General features: G+C 65.0%; 18 protein-coding genes. 6 read left to right on the top strand and 12 right to left on the bottom strand.

Features of this window, described 5'->3' with window-relative positions; genetic code table 11:
* Positions 1–17 precede the first annotated feature (17 nt).
* From IEV62_RS16195 to IEV62_RS16180, 4 genes are read right to left on the bottom strand one after another with little or no spacing between them, the layout of a single operon-like run.
* The gene (locus IEV62_RS16195) at positions 18–1,397 is read right to left on the bottom strand and encodes a sensor histidine kinase (protein WP_188449330.1); all 1,380 of its coding nucleotides are present in this window, start codon (positions 1,395–1,397) and stop codon (positions 18–20) included.
* Positions 1,394–2,515: a DUF2336 domain-containing protein gene (locus IEV62_RS16190; RefSeq protein WP_188449328.1), complete on the bottom strand. Its 1,122-nt coding sequence runs from the start codon at positions 2,513–2,515 to the stop codon at positions 1,394–1,396. Before IEV62_RS16190 ends, IEV62_RS16195 begins: the two co-directional genes overlap by 4 nt.
* Before the next feature lie 35 nt (positions 2,516–2,550).
* On the bottom strand, positions 2,551–3,711 hold the full coding sequence (locus IEV62_RS16185; RefSeq protein WP_188449326.1) for a hypothetical protein: 1,161 nt from the start codon (positions 3,709–3,711) through the stop codon (positions 2,551–2,553).
* 50 nt (positions 3,712–3,761) lie between these two features.
* On the bottom strand, positions 3,762–4,055 hold the full coding sequence (locus IEV62_RS16180; RefSeq protein WP_188449324.1) for an Hpt domain-containing protein: 294 nt from the start codon (positions 4,053–4,055) through the stop codon (positions 3,762–3,764).
* Between the two features lie 82 nt (positions 4,056–4,137).
* Here IEV62_RS16180 and IEV62_RS16175 point away from each other — a divergent pair, with 82 nt between their 5' ends.
* Positions 4,138–6,465: a coiled-coil domain-containing protein gene (locus tag IEV62_RS16175; RefSeq protein ID WP_188449323.1), complete on the top strand. Its 2,328-nt coding sequence runs from the start codon at positions 4,138–4,140 to the stop codon at positions 6,463–6,465.
* Between the two features lie 3 nt (positions 6,466–6,468).
* Here IEV62_RS16175 and IEV62_RS16170 read toward each other — a convergent pair whose 3' ends face one another.
* The 5 genes from IEV62_RS16170 to panB all read right to left on the bottom strand — a co-directional run bounded on the left by IEV62_RS16170 (position 6,469) and on the right by panB (position 11,479).
* On the bottom strand, positions 6,469–6,882 hold the full coding sequence (locus IEV62_RS16170) for an Hpt domain-containing protein (protein ID WP_188449321.1): 414 nt from the start codon (positions 6,880–6,882) through the stop codon (positions 6,469–6,471).
* A gap of 148 nt (positions 6,883–7,030) precedes the next feature.
* Positions 7,031–8,428 carry a ribosome biogenesis GTPase Der gene (gene der, locus IEV62_RS16165; protein ID WP_188449319.1) on the bottom strand — a complete coding sequence of 466 codons (1,398 nt, stop codon included), beginning with the start codon at positions 8,426–8,428 and terminating at the stop codon, positions 7,031–7,033.
* A gap of 50 nt (positions 8,429–8,478) precedes the next feature.
* On the bottom strand, positions 8,479–9,831 hold the full coding sequence (locus IEV62_RS16160; protein WP_188449317.1) for a PQQ-like beta-propeller repeat protein: 1,353 nt from the start codon (positions 9,829–9,831) through the stop codon (positions 8,479–8,481).
* Positions 9,828–10,529 (bottom strand): tetratricopeptide repeat protein, encoded by a 702-nt coding sequence (locus IEV62_RS16155; protein ID WP_188449315.1) that lies wholly within the window; start codon positions 10,527–10,529, stop codon positions 9,828–9,830. The genes IEV62_RS16160 and IEV62_RS16155 overlap by 4 nt, the downstream gene beginning before the upstream one ends.
* 89 nt (positions 10,530–10,618) lie before the next feature.
* On the bottom strand, positions 10,619–11,479 hold the full coding sequence (gene panB / locus IEV62_RS16150) for a 3-methyl-2-oxobutanoate hydroxymethyltransferase (RefSeq protein ID WP_188449314.1): 861 nt from the start codon (positions 11,477–11,479) through the stop codon (positions 10,619–10,621).
* Between the two features lie 124 nt (positions 11,480–11,603).
* On the opposite strand from panB, the gene IEV62_RS16145 reads away from it, so the two are divergent.
* Together IEV62_RS16145 and IEV62_RS16140 are read left to right on the top strand one after the other, a co-directional pair.
* On the top strand, positions 11,604–12,020 hold the full coding sequence (locus tag IEV62_RS16145; protein ID WP_188449312.1) for a hypothetical protein: 417 nt from the start codon (positions 11,604–11,606) through the stop codon (positions 12,018–12,020).
* A gap of 1 nt (position 12,021) precedes the next feature.
* The gene (locus IEV62_RS16140; RefSeq protein WP_188449310.1) at positions 12,022–12,234 is read left to right on the top strand and encodes a helix-turn-helix transcriptional regulator; all 213 of its coding nucleotides are present in this window, start codon (positions 12,022–12,024) and stop codon (positions 12,232–12,234) included.
* Positions 12,235–12,238: 4 nt separating this feature from the next.
* Here the strand turns inward: IEV62_RS16140 and IEV62_RS16135 are convergent, their stop codons facing one another.
* Positions 12,239–12,634 (bottom strand): hypothetical protein, encoded by a 396-nt coding sequence (locus IEV62_RS16135; protein WP_188449308.1) that lies wholly within the window; start codon positions 12,632–12,634, stop codon positions 12,239–12,241.
* A 348-nt stretch (positions 12,635–12,982) separates the two neighbouring features.
* On the opposite strand from IEV62_RS16135, the gene IEV62_RS16130 reads away from it, so the two are divergent.
* Both IEV62_RS16130 and IEV62_RS16125 read left to right on the top strand, forming a co-directional pair.
* Positions 12,983–13,819, top strand: coding sequence for an alpha/beta fold hydrolase (locus tag IEV62_RS16130; protein WP_188449306.1), 837 nt, complete (start codon positions 12,983–12,985; stop codon positions 13,817–13,819).
* Positions 13,820–14,027: 208 nt separating this feature from the next.
* Positions 14,028–14,366: a hypothetical protein gene (locus IEV62_RS16125; RefSeq protein ID WP_188449386.1), complete on the top strand. Its 339-nt coding sequence runs from the start codon at positions 14,028–14,030 to the stop codon at positions 14,364–14,366.
* Positions 14,367–14,477: 111 nt separating this feature from the next.
* Here IEV62_RS16125 and IEV62_RS16120 read toward each other — a convergent pair whose 3' ends face one another.
* Positions 14,478–15,872, bottom strand: a complete 1,395-nt coding sequence (locus IEV62_RS16120; protein ID WP_188449304.1) for a sensor histidine kinase — start codon at positions 15,870–15,872, stop codon at positions 14,478–14,480.
* Positions 15,869–16,591: a response regulator gene (locus IEV62_RS16115; protein ID WP_188449302.1), complete on the bottom strand. Its 723-nt coding sequence runs from the start codon at positions 16,589–16,591 to the stop codon at positions 15,869–15,871. The genes IEV62_RS16120 and IEV62_RS16115 overlap by 4 nt, the downstream gene beginning before the upstream one ends.
* Before the next feature lie 121 nt (positions 16,592–16,712).
* Here IEV62_RS16115 and IEV62_RS16110 point away from each other — a divergent pair, with 121 nt between their 5' ends.
* Positions 16,713–18,716 carry a TonB-dependent receptor domain-containing protein gene (locus tag IEV62_RS16110; protein ID WP_188449300.1) on the top strand — a complete coding sequence of 668 codons (2,004 nt, stop codon included), beginning with the start codon at positions 16,713–16,715 and terminating at the stop codon, positions 18,714–18,716.
* Positions 18,717–18,811 lie beyond the last annotated feature (95 nt).

Here is an 18,811-nt window from a genome sequence, read left to right as displayed (position 1 = left end):
CTAAACTTCCGCGCCGTTCACTCGGCCCGCACCGGCAGCTTAAACACGAATCGCGCGCCCTGCCCCGGCGCGCTATCGACGGTAACGTCCCCACCCATCGCGCGCGCCAGACGCCGTGCGATGTACAGCCCCAGCCCCGATCCGCCGGCCTCGCGTGGATCAACGCGTTCGAATTTTTCGAAGATGCGCGCCTGATCCTCGAGTCCGATGCCCCGGCCCTGATCGGCGACGATGATCGCGGCGACATCACCCTCGCGCTCGGCACGGACCCACACCATGCCGTCGATGGGCGAATAGCGCACCGCATTGCCGATCAAATTGACCAGCACTTGCAACGCGCGGCGGAATTCACCGGTCGCGGGCAAGGCTTCGCCGAGCGAAGGCCGGTCGATCCGCACCTTTGCCTCGGCCGCGCGCACCTGGAGCAAGCCCGCCGCCCGCCGCGCCACGTCGGCGAGATCGACCGCCTCGCGCAGCACCACGAAATCGGGCCGCTCGATCGCTTGCAGATCGACCAAATCGTCGACCAGCCCCATCAAATGTCGCCCGGCACTCGCAATATCGGCGGCGTAGTCGGCATAATCCTGCCGCAGCGGCCCTTCGGACTGCGCATGAATACTGTCGGCATTGGCGATGATCCGGTCGAGCGGCGAGCGCAGCGCTTGGTCGAGCCGAGCCGCGAACGCAGACGTCGTCGCGTCGGGCGCGGGTGGCGCCTCGACCGGCGGCACGCTCGCATCGTCGAGCATCTGCGCTGCGCCGACAAAGCCCGCAAACGCCCCGCTCGCATCGATGCGCGGATTGGCGGCGAGCCGCACACCGCGTCCGGTATCGCGAATCGTCGCGGGCTGATCGTCGAAGCGTTGCTGCAGCGCGAGGCCACCCAGGATCGGAAACGCCCCGCCATCGCTCTCACCAAGCACGAACAGCCGAGTCAGCGGCTGGCCGAGCATCGCCGCCGCATCGAACCCGTAGCGTGCACCAGCCGAGACAGAGAGGAAAGTCAGCCGCAGCGCGGAGTCGGTCTCCCACAGCCAATCGGCTTCGCTGCGCAGGAAATCGGACGCGCGCTCCTCGGCGATCCCGCCTGGGTGCCACGCTGCGCGGCTCCGCCAGCCGGTAATGGCAAGCCGCACGCCGCGCGGTTCGGGTTGAGCGCGGACCCATAATTCGAGATCGCCATCGCCGTCACCCGCCACGACGCCGCGCGACACGAGGATTCCGAGCCGCTGCGCGAGCCGCGCCAGCGTCGCGATTTGCGGCACCGCCAACGGCTGCCCGATACTGCCCCCGGCGCGCGCGTTGAGATCGTGCAGGCGCTGGTCGGCCTCGACCAGCCGACCATCACGATCGATCAGCCCGCGCACTGGCGGCAGCATCGGTTCATTGACGTTCATCGCACGCGATCCTGATGCCGGGCCAGCGCAACCAGCGCGGCGCGATAATCGCGGTGAAGCAGCAAAGGGGCAAGCGCATGACGGGCCGCATCGGGCGTGACCGCGACGATCGCATCGAGCCCCTCGGCGAAGCGGTCGATGTCGCGGCGCGGATCGGCATCGCTCAGCGCGAGGCCGATCCGCGCGATCGCTTCGCGGTCGAGCTCGAGCGCGCGCAGCAACAGCCACAGCCGCTCGCCACCCGGATCGAGCACGATCTCGCGCGCATCGCCATAATCGAGCCCGAGCGCATGGGCGAGCAAGGCGACGAACAGCGACAATCGGCGATCGGCGAGCGATTCGACCAGCAAGGCTGGCAATTCGTTCGCTTGCGGGTCGAGAGCTGCGGCAAGGCGGAGCGCACTCGCCTCCAACCGGTCGCCCTCGTCATGCGCCGCGATGCTGCGCAGCGCCGCCTCGGCCAGCGCCCGGTCGAGCAGCGGCAGCGCCTCTCCCGCGCCTCCGGCAAAGCGTTCGCGCAGCGCCGCCGCAATCCACCAGACGAGCCGGTGATGCAGTTCGGCGGGCAAATCGCTTGGGTTGGGTTGCCCCGGCGCGGGCGGCACGCGGCGGCGGCTTTCGGCCGACAGCAAGGCAATCGCGCTTGCCGCGACGACGCTGTCGCCCTGTTGCGCGAGACGTGGCAGGAGGCTCGCGCGGTCCGGATCTTCGGGCGCATCGCTCGGTAGCGCATCGGCGAGCAGATCCTGCCGCACGCGCCCGAACAGTTCGCGCATCAGATCGGAATCGCGCACCAGCCCCGAGCCGACGAGCCGTTCCAGAATCGCGGGAGCCTCGGCACTGAGCGTCTCGGCCAGCGTCGCGGCGTCGCGCGCGGCGAGCAAGCGGGCGGCATAGCGCCGCAGCGCCGCCTCGATCCCCAGCGCGAGATCGCCCAGCACCGCCGCCATCGCCACGCGCGTGCGATCGTCGAGCCGGGCATCCTCGTCGAGAAAGAAATCGTCGATCGCCACGCGCAGCCGCTCATCGGCGCGCACGTCCGCCACCGCTGCACGAGCAAGCAGCGCGGTGGCACCCCTACGAGTCCCAGCATCCATGTCGCGACGTTCAATCGACATGTTCTCGTTTCTAGGGGGTTGTCGTTAAGGCGAGACTAAGGCTTTTCGCGAAAGGCCTCAATCGCCGCCGCCAAAGTCACGGCGGCATATAATCCGGCACTCGCCAGCGCGACCAGCGGCTGGCCGGCGATCAGCAACGGCAGCATCACCAGCGGGTATGCCACCGGGCTGGCCCAGAGCCTGCGCTGGTGCTCGGCGGGTGCGGCGCGTTCCAGCAACGCGGCGGCGATCAAAAGAACAACGGCCAGAATCAGACCTGCGGGCCGGTCGGCAGCATAGCCGACCACCGACACCGCCAGCGCGGCCATTGCCGGCACGGCATAGTCGGTAAAGCGTACCAGCGGTCCCTCATCGCGCACCCAGGCGAGCGACGCGCCGATCTTACCGCCAAGCAGTGCCACGCACGCGACCGCCATCCCGATCGCCGGATGCCCGAGCGCAATCGTCGCGACCGCCGCGATCGCCAACGCGAGCGCCAAGGCCAGTGCGGCCATCGTCGGAACCGCACGCGTCATCAAAGGCGGCAGCGCCAGCCGCACCAGCGGCGAAAACAGAAACCGGTCCGCCCAGCGCAGCGGTCGCGCGACAAGCGCCGCCACGGTGCCATTCCCCCGCCGTGCCAGCGCCTGCGCATTGCGTTCGATGCCGTGCCCCGGGGCCATGTGCGAATCGAGCCGCACCTGATCGGCCCCCGCCTGCGCGGCGGCGCGCAACAGTGTCGACTGGAAATCATAATCGCGGGGCATGGCGGCGACCTCGGCGATGCGGTTGCCGTCAAGCAAGGCGAGCCCCGCCCACGCTGCATTCGCGCCGACGCGTTCGTAATGCCGATCATCCTGATCGGTCACCAGCAACGTGTCCTGCCCCGCTGCGGCCAGCGACTGGACCACATCGCCGGTCGTCACCACGCCGTCGGCAACGACGAGCACACGTGCCAGCGGATGCAGTTTCTCTACTGCTTCGATGGCAGTCCGTACCGCATCGACCGCAACCCCGCGCCGACCGATTCGGCTGATCGCGCCGAGCAATTCGGGCGTCATCCGCGCCACCACGAGGATGATTTGCGAAGCCCCTGCGGAAGCGAGCAAGCGCGCCTGAAACTCGATCAGCGTCAGTCCGCCGAAGGGCAGCGTCGCGGCAAGCACGCCCGCACGGTCATCGGCATCTTCGGTTGCAAAAATCAGTCCAGCCAGCATCGCTGGGCTGTTAGGGGGTAAGCGCGGCTAAGGCAAAGCCCGTTCGGGGATTACAGCCGTTCGACCGCGCGCCGGAGCCGACGCATCAGCCCGGCATCATGCGCTTCGCTCTCGGCGGCTTCGGTGGCGATCGCCATCAGCCGAATCGCGCCGAAACTGGCGGCAAGACCGCGCAGGCGGAACGCGGCTGCGCGCCACGCATCGTCGCCTTCGGCGCATTCCAGCACCGCGAGACCGCGTTTGACGCTTTCGAGAAATGCCCCACGCAGCTCCGCGATCAGCGCGGGCTCGTCGCCCACCGCCGCCGCCAGAGTCGCATCGATTGCACCGGGATCATAGGCCATCTCTCGTCCATAAGAGCCAAGGCCTTAAAGTTCGGTTTCGCAATTCGCTTTGCGTCCGCCCCATTCGTGGTAAACAACGAAGATGAGTGGGGGTTCGCGTATCATCGACTTGCGGCCGCACGGTGCCGCGCCAGCCAAGGAGCCGCGTGCGAACGCGGCCGTGCCGGAGGTGGACGCCGCGCCACTATCCGACACCTTGCCCGAAGATCCAATCGAGCTGACCGAGTTCGCCGACGACGTGGCGGCGGCTCCGCGCGGCAGCGGGCCATGGCTCGCGCTGCTCGGCGCGCTGCTCGCGCTTGGCTGGGTCGGCGGCATGCTGTGGCTGTGCCGCGACAGCCTGGCGACGCTCGCCCCCCCTGCCCTTGCCAGCTTTATCGCCGCCTTGTGCGTACCGCCCGCGTTGATCGGCGTGCTGCTGCTGCTGGCCTTACGCACCAGCAGCGCCGAGGCGAAGCGGTTCGGGCGCACCGCTCAGGCGATGCGCGCGGAAGCGGCCAGCCTGGAGCGCACCGTTGCTGCGCTTTCGAACAGCATCGAAACCAATCGCGCCAATCTTGCCGAGCAAACCGCATCGTTGATGGCGCTGGGCGACGGCGCGGTGCTGCGGCTCGAAACGGTCGGGTCGGGGTTGGCCGAACATGTCGCCAGCGCCGATTCGCATGCCGCCGCCTTGGCGGCGGCGGCGGACTCGGCACACACACGCCTGCAAGTGCTGCTCGCCTTGCTGCCCCGCGCGCACGGCGAGACCGAGACGCTCGCGCAACTGCTCAAGACCACCGGCGTCACCGCAAGCGAGCATGCCGCCGCGCTCGACGCGCAACTCACGGCGCTGTCGGAGCGTGGGCGCGAGGCCGATGCGGTCGCTAATGGAGCGGCGCAGAAGCTCGCCGCGCACATCACCCGGATGGAAGCGACCAGCGAGACCGCCGGCGCGCGGCTCGAACAGGTCACCGGGAATATGTCGAACGCGGTCGACGGGCTGCTCGGCCGCACCGCCGACGCTGTCGACGAAGCGCGCAAGGGGATCGCAGCGCAAGGCGATGCGATGCTGGCAATGCTCGGCACTAACCAGGCCGCACTCGACCGCGCCGCGCGCGACAGTGCCGAAGGCCTCGCCGCGCGCATCGGCGAGATCGAAACACTGATTGATCGCGTCGCCGCGCGCCTAGTGGAACAACGCGATGCCAGCGAGACGATCGTCGGCGAGATCGACTCCGGCATCACGCGCGTCAGCGGCAATTTCGATACGCTTCACGCGCAAGGGGTGACGCGCGCGCAAGCGCTTGCCGCCTCGATCAGCGCGCTCGGCGGCTCGGCCGATGCGATGACCGAGGCGCTCAAGACCGGCGATACGATGGCGACCACCGCGATCGGCACGACCGAGCGGCTCTTGCTCGCGCTCGATTCGGCGGCGCGGGAGATCGACGAGACGCTGCCGGAGGCACTCAATCGCCTCGACGATCGCATTGCCTCCAGTCGCAAGATCGTCGGCGCGGCCAAGCCCGAATTGCTCGCGCTCGTGACGGCGGCGGAAAGCACGCATGACGCGATCGAGGCGATTGCCCATGTCATCGCGAGCCAGCGCGACACCGTCGACACGCTGTCGGGTACGCTGCTCGACACGCTGAGCGACGGCAAGGTCAAGGCCGATGCGCTCGGCGCGATGGTCGAGGAGACGATCGGCCGCACCCATCGCTTCGCCGAGGACGCCGCCCCGCGGCTGGTCGAAGCGCTGCTGCGGGTGCGCGACACCGCCAGCGCCGCCGCCGACCGCGCGCGCGAGACGCTCGCGACGGTCATCCCCGAGGCGGCCCTCGCGCTCGAACAGCAAAGCGCCGCGGCGATGGAGCGCGCGATCGGTGCTGGCGTAAGGCGCGAGATCGCCAATATTGGTGCCGCCGCCGAAGCCGCCGCCGATGCCGCGGCGCGCGCGTCCGAACGCCTCACGCGGCAGATGCTCGCGATCGCCGATTCGACCGCGATCGTCGAATCGCGCCTGGAGGAAGCTCGGGTCGAGCGCGAGAATGCCGACCAGGACACGCTCGCGCGCCGCGTGTCGCTGCTGATCGAATCGCTCAACTCGGCGTCGATCGACATTGCCAAGGCCTTCTCCAGCGACGTCTCGGACAGCGCGTGGTCGGCCTATTTGAAAGGCGACCGCGGCGTCTTTACCCGCCGCGCGGTGCGCTTGCTCGATGCGAGCGAAGCGCGCGAGATCGCGCGGCTGCATGAGGAAGACCCGGCGTTCCGCGATCAGGTCAATCGCTACATCCACGATTTCGAAGCGATGCTGCGCCAGATCCTGTCGCAACGCGACGGATCTCCGCTCGGCGTGACGATCCTGTCGTCGGACATGGGCAAATTGTACGTCGCCTTGGCGCAAGCGATCGAACGGCTGCGCGCCTGAGGCTCAGTTGGCGCGACGACCGAACGCGGGACGACGCTCAACCAGCGGGTTCGATTCGCGCTCCAGCATCGATAGCGTCGCTTCGAACAGCGGACGCAGGGCGACGATGTCAGCCAACGCTTGATCGGGCGTGTCGCGATTTTCGACACAATCGCGCGCAATCGTCTCGATTCGCTCGGCTAGCGCTCCCAGCGGCTCGGCGCCGAATTGGCGCGCTTCGCCTTTCAGCGTATGCGCCGGGATGATCATGCCCGCGGCGTTCTGCGCACGCATCGCCGCCTCGATTGCCGCGACCGACTTGACGCCATCCTCCCGGAAATAGCCAAGAATGCGGACAAAGCCCGCGCCGAGTTCGGCGCGCGCGCGCATAAACACGTTCCAGTCGATCAATTCTCTAGCGTCGAGCGACACGGTCATCTCCCGCTTCGGGCGACATCGCCCGAAAGTTTGATCGGTGTACCGCGGGCAAGTAAACGAGCGGTTGACGCGTGAAAGAAACACCGATCCCGCCAAAAGAAACGGGGCTGCCGTGCATTGCTACGCGCGGCCGGTTCGCATGACTCACTTACCGATCGAAGGGATTCTTCGGCGCGCGCAGCGTCAGCCGTACCGGGACCGCGCCAAATCCCAGGTCACGACGGATGCCGTTGATGAGATACCGCTGATAGCTCATCGGCAATTGGTCCACCCGCGTCCCGAACAGGACGAAGCCAGGTGGCCGCGTCTTCGCTTGCGTCAGATAGCGCAGCTTGATGCGCTTGCCGCCCGGCGCGGGCGGTGGGTTGGCGTCGACCGCCTTTTCGAACCAGCGATTAAGCTCGCCGGTGCCGACGCGCCGCGACCAGGCATCACGCGTTTCGAACGCCACCTTCAACAGCGTATCGAGGCCCTTGCCGGTCGCGCCCGAGACCGTCAGCACGGGCATCCCCTTGATCTGGCTAAGTCCCTCCTCGAGTGCGGCCTTGATCCCGTTGAACAGGCTCGACCCGTTCTCGGCCACGTCCCATTTGTTGATCGCGACGATCAGCGCGCGGCCTTCCTGCAACGCGGCGTCGGCGATGCGCAAATCCTGCGATTCGAGCCCGCGCGTCGCATCCAGCAGCAGAACCACCACCTCGGCAAAATCGATCGCGTGGAGCGCATCGGCGACGGACAGCTTTTCGAGCTTGTCCTGCACATTGGCGCGCTTGCGCATGCCGGCGGTATCGATCAGCCGCACCTTGCGTGCATCCTCGCCCGGCTCGCGCTCGGGATCATGCCAGATCCAGTCGACCGCGATCGAATCGCGCGTGATCCCCGCCTCCGGCCCGGTGATCAGCCGCTCCTCGCCAAGGATGCGATTGATCAGCGTAGACTTGCCGGCATTTGGCCGCCCGATGATCGCCAGCTTGAGCGGCGCGTCGGGGCTATATTCCTCGTCGACATCGGCATTAGGGATATCCTCGCCCGCCGCATCCTTTTCGGGTTCGATATAGGGCAACAGCGCGTCGAACAGCTCGACCAGACCCTCGCCATGCTCGGCGGAGAGCTCGACCGGATCGCCAAAGCCGAGCGACAGCGATTCGAGAATCCCGTCCGCCCCGGCCTTCCCCTCGGCCTTGTTGGCGACAAGAATGACCGGTGTCGTCGATCCGCGCAGCCAGCGCGCGATTTCTTCGTCGAGCGGCACCAGGCCAACGCGCGAATCGATCATGAACAGCGCGACATCGGCTTGCGCGACGGCCGCCTCGGTCTGCTGACGCATCCGCCCGGGTAGCGATGCTGCGTCCTGGTCCTCATAGCCGGCGGTATCGATCACGCGGAAATCGAGGCCGACCAGCGTGGCAGCACCCTCACGCCGATCGCGAGTCACGCCGGGTCGATCATCGACAAGCGCGAGTTTCTTGCCGACGAGACGGTTGAAGAGGGTCGATTTGCCGACGTTCGGCCGGCCGATAATCGCGACCACAGGGAGACTGGACATGCGCCCCCTTACGGGAAACGCATGCTTCCGTCACCCCGCCTTGGGCAGGGTCATTTATAGGCGGTCACGCGCCCTTTTTGATCGAGCACGTAGAGCGTCGAATTCGCCACGATCGGGGGCAAGGTGAAGGGTGCCTTGGCGTCGATCACGCTGGTGACCTTGCCGGTCTCGACCGAGGCGGAGGCAATCTGCCCTTGCGAATTGGTCAAAATCAGCCGGTTTCCGGCCAGCACCGGGCCGTACCACGTCACCGGGTTGGCTTTTTTCGAATCCTTGACCGTTCCGTCCTTTTTTACCTTTTCGCTCTTGTAGCGGCGCAACTGGCTGATCCACCGCACCTTACCGGTCGCGCGCGCGAGGCAGACCAGCCGCGCATCGTCGGTGACAATGAACACCCACTCGCCCGCGACCCATGGGGTCGAGATCCCCGCGAAATTCTGCTCCCACAGTCGCTGGCCCGATACGATTTCGAGCGCAACCATGCGACCGCCTTGCCCGACCGCGAAGACGATGCCGCGATCGATCACCGGATCGGCATCGATATCGGCGAGCGAGGAGACCGAGGTCGAGATGGTCGAGCGCGACAGCGCGTCCTGCCACAGCGTACGGCCATTTTCATAGCGATAGGCATTGAGTTCGCCCGACGAGAAACCGGCGACCACAGTGCCCTGGCTGACGGCAGGTGCGGCAACCCCGAACACGCCTTGCGTTTCGATCGACCCCGACTGAGTCCATTGCACGCTGCCATCAGCCTGAGACAAGGCGTAAAGCTGATTGTCCTGGCTGAGGATATAGACTTCGCCGTTCGCGACGGTCGGTGAACCGCGCAGCGGCGCGCCCGGCTTGGCGCGCCACACCACTTTGCCGGTGGCTGCGTCGAGCGCCACGACATCGCCCAGCCCGTCGGTGGCAAAAACCTTACCATCATCGAAGCTGACGCCGCCGCCAAAGCGAGCACTGCGCGATTTCTTGTCGGATGTCGCAATGTTGGTGGTCCACACCGATCCGCCATTGGTCACCGAAAAGGCATGTACCGCAGCATCGACATCGATCACATAAAGGCGACCATCGGCCACGACCGGCGCTGCGCCAAGCCGTTGGCGGTTGCTGCCCCCGTCAATCGTTACGCTCCACGCGCGCGACAGATTGGTGCCCAGCGTCATATTGCCGACCGATTTGGCGGAGTTGCCGCCGGGTTGCGCCCAAGTGTCATTGGTCGCGGCAGGCGGCACCAGCACTTCGACCCCGGCGATCGTCTTGTCGGCGAGGACATCGTTCTCCCCAGCGAGGATCGCGATGCGCTGGCCGAGCACGGGGGTCTTTTTCTTGCCCTTGAACGTCGCGCAGCTGCTGAGCGCGACCGCGCCCACGGCGATGATCAGAAAACGGTTGGTCATCTTCATTTCGATTTCTGGTCCTTAGCCTCGATAACGGCATCCACGCCCAATACGCCCGCCATCTGAACCGCACGTTGCCGCATGGTCTCGGTCATGTCCGGGTCGCGGGCAATCTGTCCGAACAGCGTTCCCGCCAAGTCGCGGCGGTTCATCCGCAGATACGAAATCGCGACAAGCTCGCCCGCGCTGCCGAACCACGGATTGCCCTTGACCGCGATGCCGCGCAGGCGGCCGATGACCACTTCGGGCTTCAACGTATCGAATTCGGCGGTGGTCTGGCGGATCAGCGCCAGATCGCGGAACGGCTGCCCGATGGAGGCATCGGTCGCGACTTGCGCGAACTTGGTCGCTGCACCGCGCAGGTCTTGCTTTTGCAGCAGGATATCGGCCTGGCTCATCAGCGCGAGCGCGCGATACCCCTCGACGCTCGATCCGGCGAGCGTGGTCAGCTTGCCTTGCGCGGCCTCGGGATGCGCGCCGCCGATATCCTCATACGCCTTGGACAGCGTTTCACCCTGCTCGCCCGCCCCGCTCAGTTGCTGCGCGCGCCAAATCTGCCATCCGCCGAACCCAAGCACGGCCAGCACCAGCACGGCGATCGCGGCGATGCCGTAGCTCCGCCACGCCTTGGCGAGCTGATCGCGGCGCAGCTCCTCATCGACTTCGCGCAAGAATGCAGCATCGGTGTTCGGCGGGACAGCCAAGGGGGAAACTCCGTCGGGAAAGGGTGTGGAAGGCGCGGACCTTAGCGCCGCGCCGCGCCAAACAAAAGCGTTCAAAAAAGCCGGTTGGTTCAGTCCTTTGGCGCGTAAATCTGCTCGGGTCCGGGAAAGGTACGCGCACGAACCTCCTCGGCATAGGATGCGACCGCGGCGGAGATACGGCCCGCCATGTCGTCGAACTTCTTCACGAACCGGGGCGTGCGTTCGAACAGGCCGAGCATATCCTCAGCCACCAAAACCTGTCCGTCGCATTGCGCGGAAGCGCCGATGCCGATCGTCGGACAGCCGACCACGCGGGTGATTTCGATCGCGATCGGCTCGATCACGCCTTCGATTACGATCGCAAAGGCGCCAGCATCCGCGATGGCAACGGCATCCGCGACGATCTTCGCCGCCTCGACCTTGCTCCGCCCGCGCGCGCCGTAGCCACCCAGCGTGTTAACCGCTTGCGGCGTCAGCCCGACATGTCCCATCACCGGAATGCCGCGTTCGGACAGGAATTTCACGGTCGGGGCCATCGCAATGCCACCCTCCAGCTTCACCGCAGCCGCGCCCGTCTGCTTGAGCAAATAGGCGGCACTTTCGAACGCCTTTTCGGGGCTTGCCTCGTAACTGCCGAACGGCATGTCGATCACCACGACCGCATGATAGCTGCCGCGCACCACCGCAGCACCATGCGCCGCCATCATGTCGAGCGTGACCGGCACCGTTGATGGCAGGCCGTAGATAACTTGCCCGAGGCTGTCGCCGACCAGCAGCATATCGCAATGCGGATCGAGCAATTGCGCGGTCCGCACCGTATAGGCGGTGAGCATCACGAGCGGCGCGGCGCCCTTCTGCTTGCGGATCGCGGGGACGGTCAGCCGCTTCATCGGAGCCGGCATTGGGTTGGCGCGGCTGGTGGCGGTATCGATGGTAAAGGTCGTGGACATGGGCGGTGGCATAGCGAGTTCGAACCCGCCCCGCTAGCGCGGAACCGGCGTCGTGTATGGTAAGGTTGACTCAATGTTATGTTTTACATACATTGAGTCAATCGACACTAACATGGAGTTGGTAATGCCGTTCAGAGAGAAGACCGCGTGGATCTCCGTCATCAGCACAATCGTGATCTGGGGCGGGTTTTTCGGCTTCATGGCGCTCACGCGCGGTCGCTATCCGGGGCCGACCTATATGGTCGGCTTCTTCGCCGCGATCGTGCTCCAAGCGATCCTGGTCACGGTCGCCGCGATCGTCACCGCCATCCTGGCGCCAAAGGACGCGAGCGCCAGCCGCGACGAGCGCGACCACACCATCTCGCGCCGCGCTTATGCAATCGCTTACCCCGTTTTGCTGACGCTGGTGCTGTGCGTCGCCGGTGGCGTACATCTCGGGATCGGCGCGGTTGGCATGGCATATGGAATCATGGGCGCGATCGTGATCGCCGAAATCGTGCACTATGCGGCACAGATCGTTGGCTATCGGATGGCCAGTTGAGATGGCCAAATCATCGATTAGCAACCAGATCCGCACGCTGCGCTTCATGAGCGGCGAAATGACCCAGGCCGAGCTTGGCGAGCGGATCGGCGTCACGCGCCAGACGATCGCCGCGATCGAAGCGGGCAAATATTCCCCGACACTAGAGGCCGCATTCCGGATCGCGCAGGTCTTCGGCAAGCCGCTCGACGCCGTGTTCCAGTGGGAGGGCTAATCGATCACCCGATCCATTCGCGCTTGCGGGCATAGTCAGCGAACCAGATCTGCGCTACCGCCGCGACCGCGATGAAGATCGGGAACCCCGTCGCGACCAACGGCCCTTTGACCGCGATCATGTCGGTCGCCACGAAAATCCAGCCGAACAGCGCCACCACCGCGACGAGCGACACGACGAACACCGGGTGTGCGTGGCGCGATCGCACCAACAAGGCGATGGCACCGATGAAACCGGTCCAGACTGCGACTGCGTAAGCCCAGATTTCCCACGCCGGCTGGTTTACGCGAAAATTCCGATCATAGTCGCTCATCCGCGCAACCGCCGCCGCGTCCATCGTGCGATCGGCATAAAAAGCGAAAATACCCATCGCGCCCCACGCCAGAATCACGATCGTCACAAGCCAAAACCAAATCGGCGGCTTCAATCGTCCAGCCATGTCACGCTCTCCCCGTTGTTCCCCTGGGAAGAATGCGCTTCCGGCGCTGACGTGGCAAGATAGTTACGTCATCGTACCAAACGGATGGCCGGCCGGCCGATCAAGAACAGCACCGTAGCCCTGATAAAATAAAGGGCGCGCCGGCCAAGGCAGCCATGTGCAGCTTTGCGAGATTGGCGTGCTCATGACATTGTTAGCGAGGTTTGGGGTGATCCGGGCGCATCCCGAACCTGACGACGATTCCCGATGGCCCGCCAACCCCCATCGCGCCGGACGCAGACGCGGTGCAGCCACCAACGGAGGACAAACATGACCTATTTGACCACCACCGACGGCGTAGAGATCTTTTTCAAGGACTGGGGACCGAAAGACGCCCAGCCGATCGTATTTCATCACGGATGGCCCTTGTCGGCGGACGACTGGGATACGCAGATGCTTTACTTCCTTGCCAAGGGATACCGCGTTGTGGCGCATGATCGGCGCGGCCACGGTCGCTCGTCACAAATCGATAGCGGCCATGACATGGATCATTATGCGGCCGACGCATCTGCGGTGGTTGAGCATCTCGACCTGCGTAATGCCGTCCATATCGGGCATTCCACCGGCGGCGGCGAAGTGGCGCGCTACGTTGCGAAATTCGGTCAGCCGCAAGGGCGTGTCGCCAAGGCGGCGCTGGTGAGCGCCGTTCCGCCCTTGATGCTCCAGACCGAAGCCAACCCCGGCGGAACGCCGCTCGACGTATTTGACGGTCTCCGCACGGCACTGGCCAACAGCCGGGCCGGCTTCTTCCTCGATCTGGCGTCGGGGCCGTTTTACGGCTTCAACCGCCCGACCGAGACCGTCTCCGACGGCGTGATCCGCAATTGGTGGCGCCAGGGCATGATGGGCAGCGCCCTTGCGCATTACGAGGGCATCAAGGCTTTCTCCGAGACCGACCAGACCGAAGACCTGAAGACGATCACCGTCCCGACCTTGGTCATGCAGGGCGATGACGACCAGATCGTGCCCTATGCCGACGCATCGCTCCGTCAAATCAAGCTGCTGCAAAACGGAACGCTCAAGATTTATCCTGGCTTTCCCCACGGCATGCTGACGACCCATGCCGACGTCATCAATCCTGATCTGCTGGCGTTCATCGAAAGCTGATCTTACGAAAACCGGTTGTGGCAGAGCGGGGCCCGATTGTCCGTCGCTCTGCCACGCCATGTACAAAAGTCTTCAGGGCATCGACCGGCCCGCTACCGCAGGTCATCACAGACCGCGCGTTCTACCTCGGTTTCGACCCTGTGCTGCTGTAAGGATGCCGACCACGCCGCCGCCGATGGGCGGTGCAAATATGGATTTGGACACACCTATGGGCCGCAAGCATTCCAAACATGGCGCGTACGACACGCCACAGTCTGACGACGACGCGGCGGTCGAGGTACCGTTATGTTGGCTGTGTAGCCGGCCGACCGGCAAAACCATCGTATGGCATCATCCCATACCGAAAAGTCGCGGCGGACGCGACGTCGTGCCCATGCACCCTATTTGCCAGCAGACGGTAATAGCGAACTTCACCAATTCCGAACTCGAACGCTACGGAATCGATGTGGAAAGCCTGCTGGCAAATCCCTCCGTGCGCAAATTTGTCGATTGGGTTTCAAAGAAGGACCCCGATTTCACAGCAACCACGACGAAGAAACAGCGCTAATCAGTGTCCCACAGCACGAAGCCGCTGCGCGGCAGTGGCGTTTGCGGTTTGGGCGTGCGGCTGCGCTGAGGTTTGGCCCTGCCGATGCTGCGTTTTTCATTCCGCCTGATCCTATGCTCGCCTGTCTGCATGGACCAAGCCGTCGGGCAGACGGAGTGTAGCGATGGTTCCACCGTCAGGTGCCTGGGCCAAGGTAAAGTTTCCGCCATGCCGCGCCGCAAAATCTCTGACGATGCTGAGGCCGAGGCCTGCGCCGCCCGTGTCACGATTGCGCGAACTGTCGCCGCGTTCGAACGGACGAAGGAGTCGTTCGCGGTCAACGACGGGGATGCCGGGCCCGCTATCGGCAACCGAGACGAGGACCTGCCCTTCGGCGCGGCGAACCTCGACGGTGCCGCCACCGGCATAATTGATGGCGTTGTGGAGCAAATTCTCAACGGCGCGCCGGAAGGCGAGGGTTGGCACCGCAATGCAGGCGTCGCCGCCAGGCAGCAGGCGGATCAGCGCGCCCTCCTCGTTCCGCTCATCGACAATCGCGGCGAGCAGGGGGCGTGCGTCGAGCACTTCCACGGGCGCCGCGGCGTCGCGTGCGAAGGCAAGGACTTCGCCAATCATGGCCTGCATCCGCTCGACATCGGCCACCATACGGCTGCGTTGCGGCTCGGCCGTGGCCTCGATGCGCAACCTCAGCCCGGTCAGCGGCGTCCGTAGATCGTGCGCGATCGCCGTGAGAATACGCGCCCGCTCGGCCGCTTCGATCGCGAGCCGGTTGCGCATGGCGGCGATCGCGGCTGCCGCCTCGCGCAGTTCACGCGGTCCATCCGCCGAGAGGATATCGCTATGGTGGTCAAGCGCCCCGGCAAGTGCACGGAACGGGCGCGTCAGGCGGCGCGCGAAAATCCAGGCGATCGGGGCAAGCAGCAACAGGCTGACGGCAAGCGCGATCAGGATACTGCGCTGCCATCCGGCAAGAAAGGGTTGCGCCGGTGCCACGCTTAGCCAGCGATTGTCAGCCTGGCGAACGCTGGCGGTAAAGGCTGGCAGCGGCAGGCCAAGCAGCGGATTGCGCACGGCGCGCGATACCGTGCCTGGCGTGACAAGCTCGAAGGTGTTGTTCTTGCCTTGAAGGAGAACCATCGACGATGGCAGCCTGGTGGCTCCAGTCCGGATCAGTGTCGTCCGTCCGGTACTTTTGAAGCCGCCGGCGAACCTCGAACGATTGTCCAGCCACGCGACAAGCACATCGCGGAGCGGCCGATTCAGCTCGGCCGCGATCAGCGTCTCCAGCATCTCCACGCGCTCGCTCTTCGGCCGTGCTGGCAGCAGGCGGCGCTCGAAACCCGACATGGGCCGTTGCAGCGCTGCAATCGCGTCAACGGCACGGGTCCGCAGCGTGGGCGGCGGCGGCGCGAGGATGACGATCGCAGCGGTGGTCGCCACGCTGAGCGTCGCAACAGCGACGCCGAAACCGCCGATCGAGACAAGCGCGCTGGGGGCCCGCTTCATGCCGGCCGCACGGACGGAAGGAATCGGTAGCCCACGCCGCGCACCGTTTCGATCAGCGGCGCTGGATCCGCCTCGGCGAGTTTACGGCGCAGGCGGCTGACAGCGATATCGATCGCGCGGTCATAACTTGCCGCATCCAGCCCGCGCGCGAGATCGAGCAGCACATCGCGTGTCAGAATGCGTCCCGGGCGGCTTGCAAAGGCGGCGAGCAACGCATGCTCCCCCTCGGTGAGGGCCAAAATACGCCCGGACGGGTCGCGCAGGCGTCGCGCCTCGCGATCGAGCCGCCATCCGGCGAAGGTCACGCCCGAATCGGTACGGCCCGAATCGGTCCGATCCGCCACTGGCCGGCGCAGCAGCGCGCGGACGCGCGCCAGCAATTCGCGCGGCTCAAACGGCTTGGTCAGATAGTCCCATGCACCGACCTCCAGACCCACGATCCGGTCGGTCACGTCATCAAGCGCGCTCAGCATCAGAATCGGCGTTCCCGCCGGTGCGAGGCGTCGGCACAGCGACAAGCCGTCCTCGCCCGGCATCATCACATCGAGCACGATCAGATCGGCAGGCGCAATCGCCAGAGTGCGTTCGCAGCTCGCAGCGTTGCTGGCAGTGCGGACCGCATAGCCTTGCGAACCCAGAAATTCGGCAATGGCATCGCGAATGCTAGCATCATCGTCCACGACGAGAACGGTACTGACGGCGACGAAGTCCGGCTCCATGGCGACTCTTTGTAGTGGCTCAATGTAGCATTTGCGTTTCAGTGCTTGTTACCCCCGCGCCATCAACGCGCTACCCGAGGCTGTCTTATGCCTTCCAGATCAGCAATCTGGGAGAACACGCATGAAATCAAGCTTTGGACCGCTGGCAGGGCTAGTGGTTTCGCTAATGCCGGCGACACTTCTCGCCCAGCAGGCGCCGCCTGCACCAGCCGGAACGCCGACCACCGACCCATCGCCAAAGGGCGATGCGCCGACCGCCGACCACAGTACTCCGACGCAGTTACAATTCCGTAGCGCCGACGGTAAGCCGCTGCCTCCTGAAATCGTTCGCCAGTTGCAAGAGCAGTTCAAGAATGGTGTCCCTGCCGCGGGAACCGTGTTGAGATTACCCGCCCGCAAGAACGACAAAGCACCTGCCCCGCTCGCGGCACCGACTGCCGGCGATCAGCCCTCGGTATCTGGTGACCCGGCCCAAGCAGCCCCGCAAGCGCCGAAGAAGCGCGAGTTCCGCCGCGCGGACGGCAAGCCACTGCCCCCCGAAATCCTCCGCCAGCTGGAAGAGCAGTTCAAGGACCGACCGCCGCCAAACGGTGTTGGAGGAAATGCTGACACGGCCAACGCCGATATCGTCGTCGCCGGTGTACGGCCGCGCGGATCGGTGATCGGCAACATCCCACCCGAACGCACATTCAGCCAGCTCGACCTTCGGGCCTTCGGTGCTGACAATATCGGCGCGCTACTTGAGGCGATCAACGCGCAGACCGTCAGCAACCGGGGGCGGGGAGACAGTCCGCCAGTCACGCTGTTGAACGGTCGGCGCGTATCCGACTTTTCCGAAATCGCGCGCATCCCGTCGGAAGCGATCGAGCGGATGGAGATTTTTCCCGAGGAAGTGGCACTGAAGTACGGTTATCGGGCTGATCAGAAGGTGGTCAACATCGTTACGTTTCAACGATTTCGGTCAAAGGTCGGGCAGATCGCCTTTCTCACCCCAGGCGAAGGTGGCCGGGAAAGCGGGATCGCGAACGCTGATTTTCTGAGAATTAACGGTGACACGCGGATGAGCCTGGGAGGGACCTATGGCCGGTCCGACTCTCTGTTGGAGAGCGAGCGCGCTGTGCGCCAGCTCGCTGCTGCCCCCGAGCTTGGCCGCTTCCGCACCTTGCTGCCAGAAACCGAGCAATTTGGATTCAACGGCGTTATCAGCGGCCACGTGCTGAACGATGTGTCGGCGACGGCCAATGGCAGGGTGGACGTCAACCACAGCGAAAGCCTGCTAGGATTGGGGCTGAACGGCCCCTTGCGCCGGAACAGCGATCGCACGGTCGGGCATTTCGGCACCACGATCAACGGGCGCATCGGGCATTGGCAGTGGACCACCATCGCCAATTACGACCATAATGAAGCGACCGTGCTGACGGACGCGTTTGACGGGGTCAGTCGCCGTGATCGGGCACGTTCGATCGACCGGCTGGCCAATGTGGATTTCCTGTTTTCCGGCCCCGTCGTTTCACTTCCGGGCGGTCCGCTGTCGACAAGTGTCCGGTTCGGCGCCGATTTTCGTGATTTCACCAGCCGCGCATCGTTTGGCATCACCGATGTTCGCGCTGACCTCTCACGCGATCGCGGCGCGGCCCAGATCGACCTTGATCTGCCGATTTTTAGCAGAAAGGACAAGCAGGTCTCGCTGCTGGGTAATCTCTCCTTCAACGCCAATGGCTCGGTCGAACGCCTGTCGGATGCGGGAACACTCACCAGCTATGGCTATGGCCTGAGCTGGTCACCGATCCCGGCGGTGAGCATCATCGCGTCTGCCACGCATGAAGAGGGTGCACCGACGCTTGAACAGCTCGGTGGGCCGCGACTGGTGACACCCAATGTACGCACCTTCGATTTCGTCAGGCGCGAGGTCGTCGATGTCGCGCGCAGTTCCGGCGGCAACCCTGATTTGCGCAACGATGATCGCCATCTCGTCCGGCTTGGGTTGAATGTCCGCCCTTTCCCCAAAACCGATCTGTCGCTCAGCTTCGATTATGTCAGCACGCGGATCAACAATCCAATCGCCACCTTGCCGATCCTGACGTCGCAAATCGAGACCGCTTTCCCCGAACGTTTCGCGCGCTGAGTTGCTGCCGGTCCCATGGACACCAAGTTAGACTACATGAGCCTGCTTCTCGAAGTCCATGGGGCTGAGATAGCCCAAGGTCGAGTGCCTGCGTG

This window comes from Sphingomonas psychrolutea, assembly GCF_014636175.1.
GTDB lineage: Bacteria > Pseudomonadota > Alphaproteobacteria > Sphingomonadales > Sphingomonadaceae > Sphingomonas > Sphingomonas psychrolutea.
The sequence above is the reverse complement of the archived record's forward strand: the minus strand, read 5'-3'. Positions and strand labels throughout refer to the sequence as shown.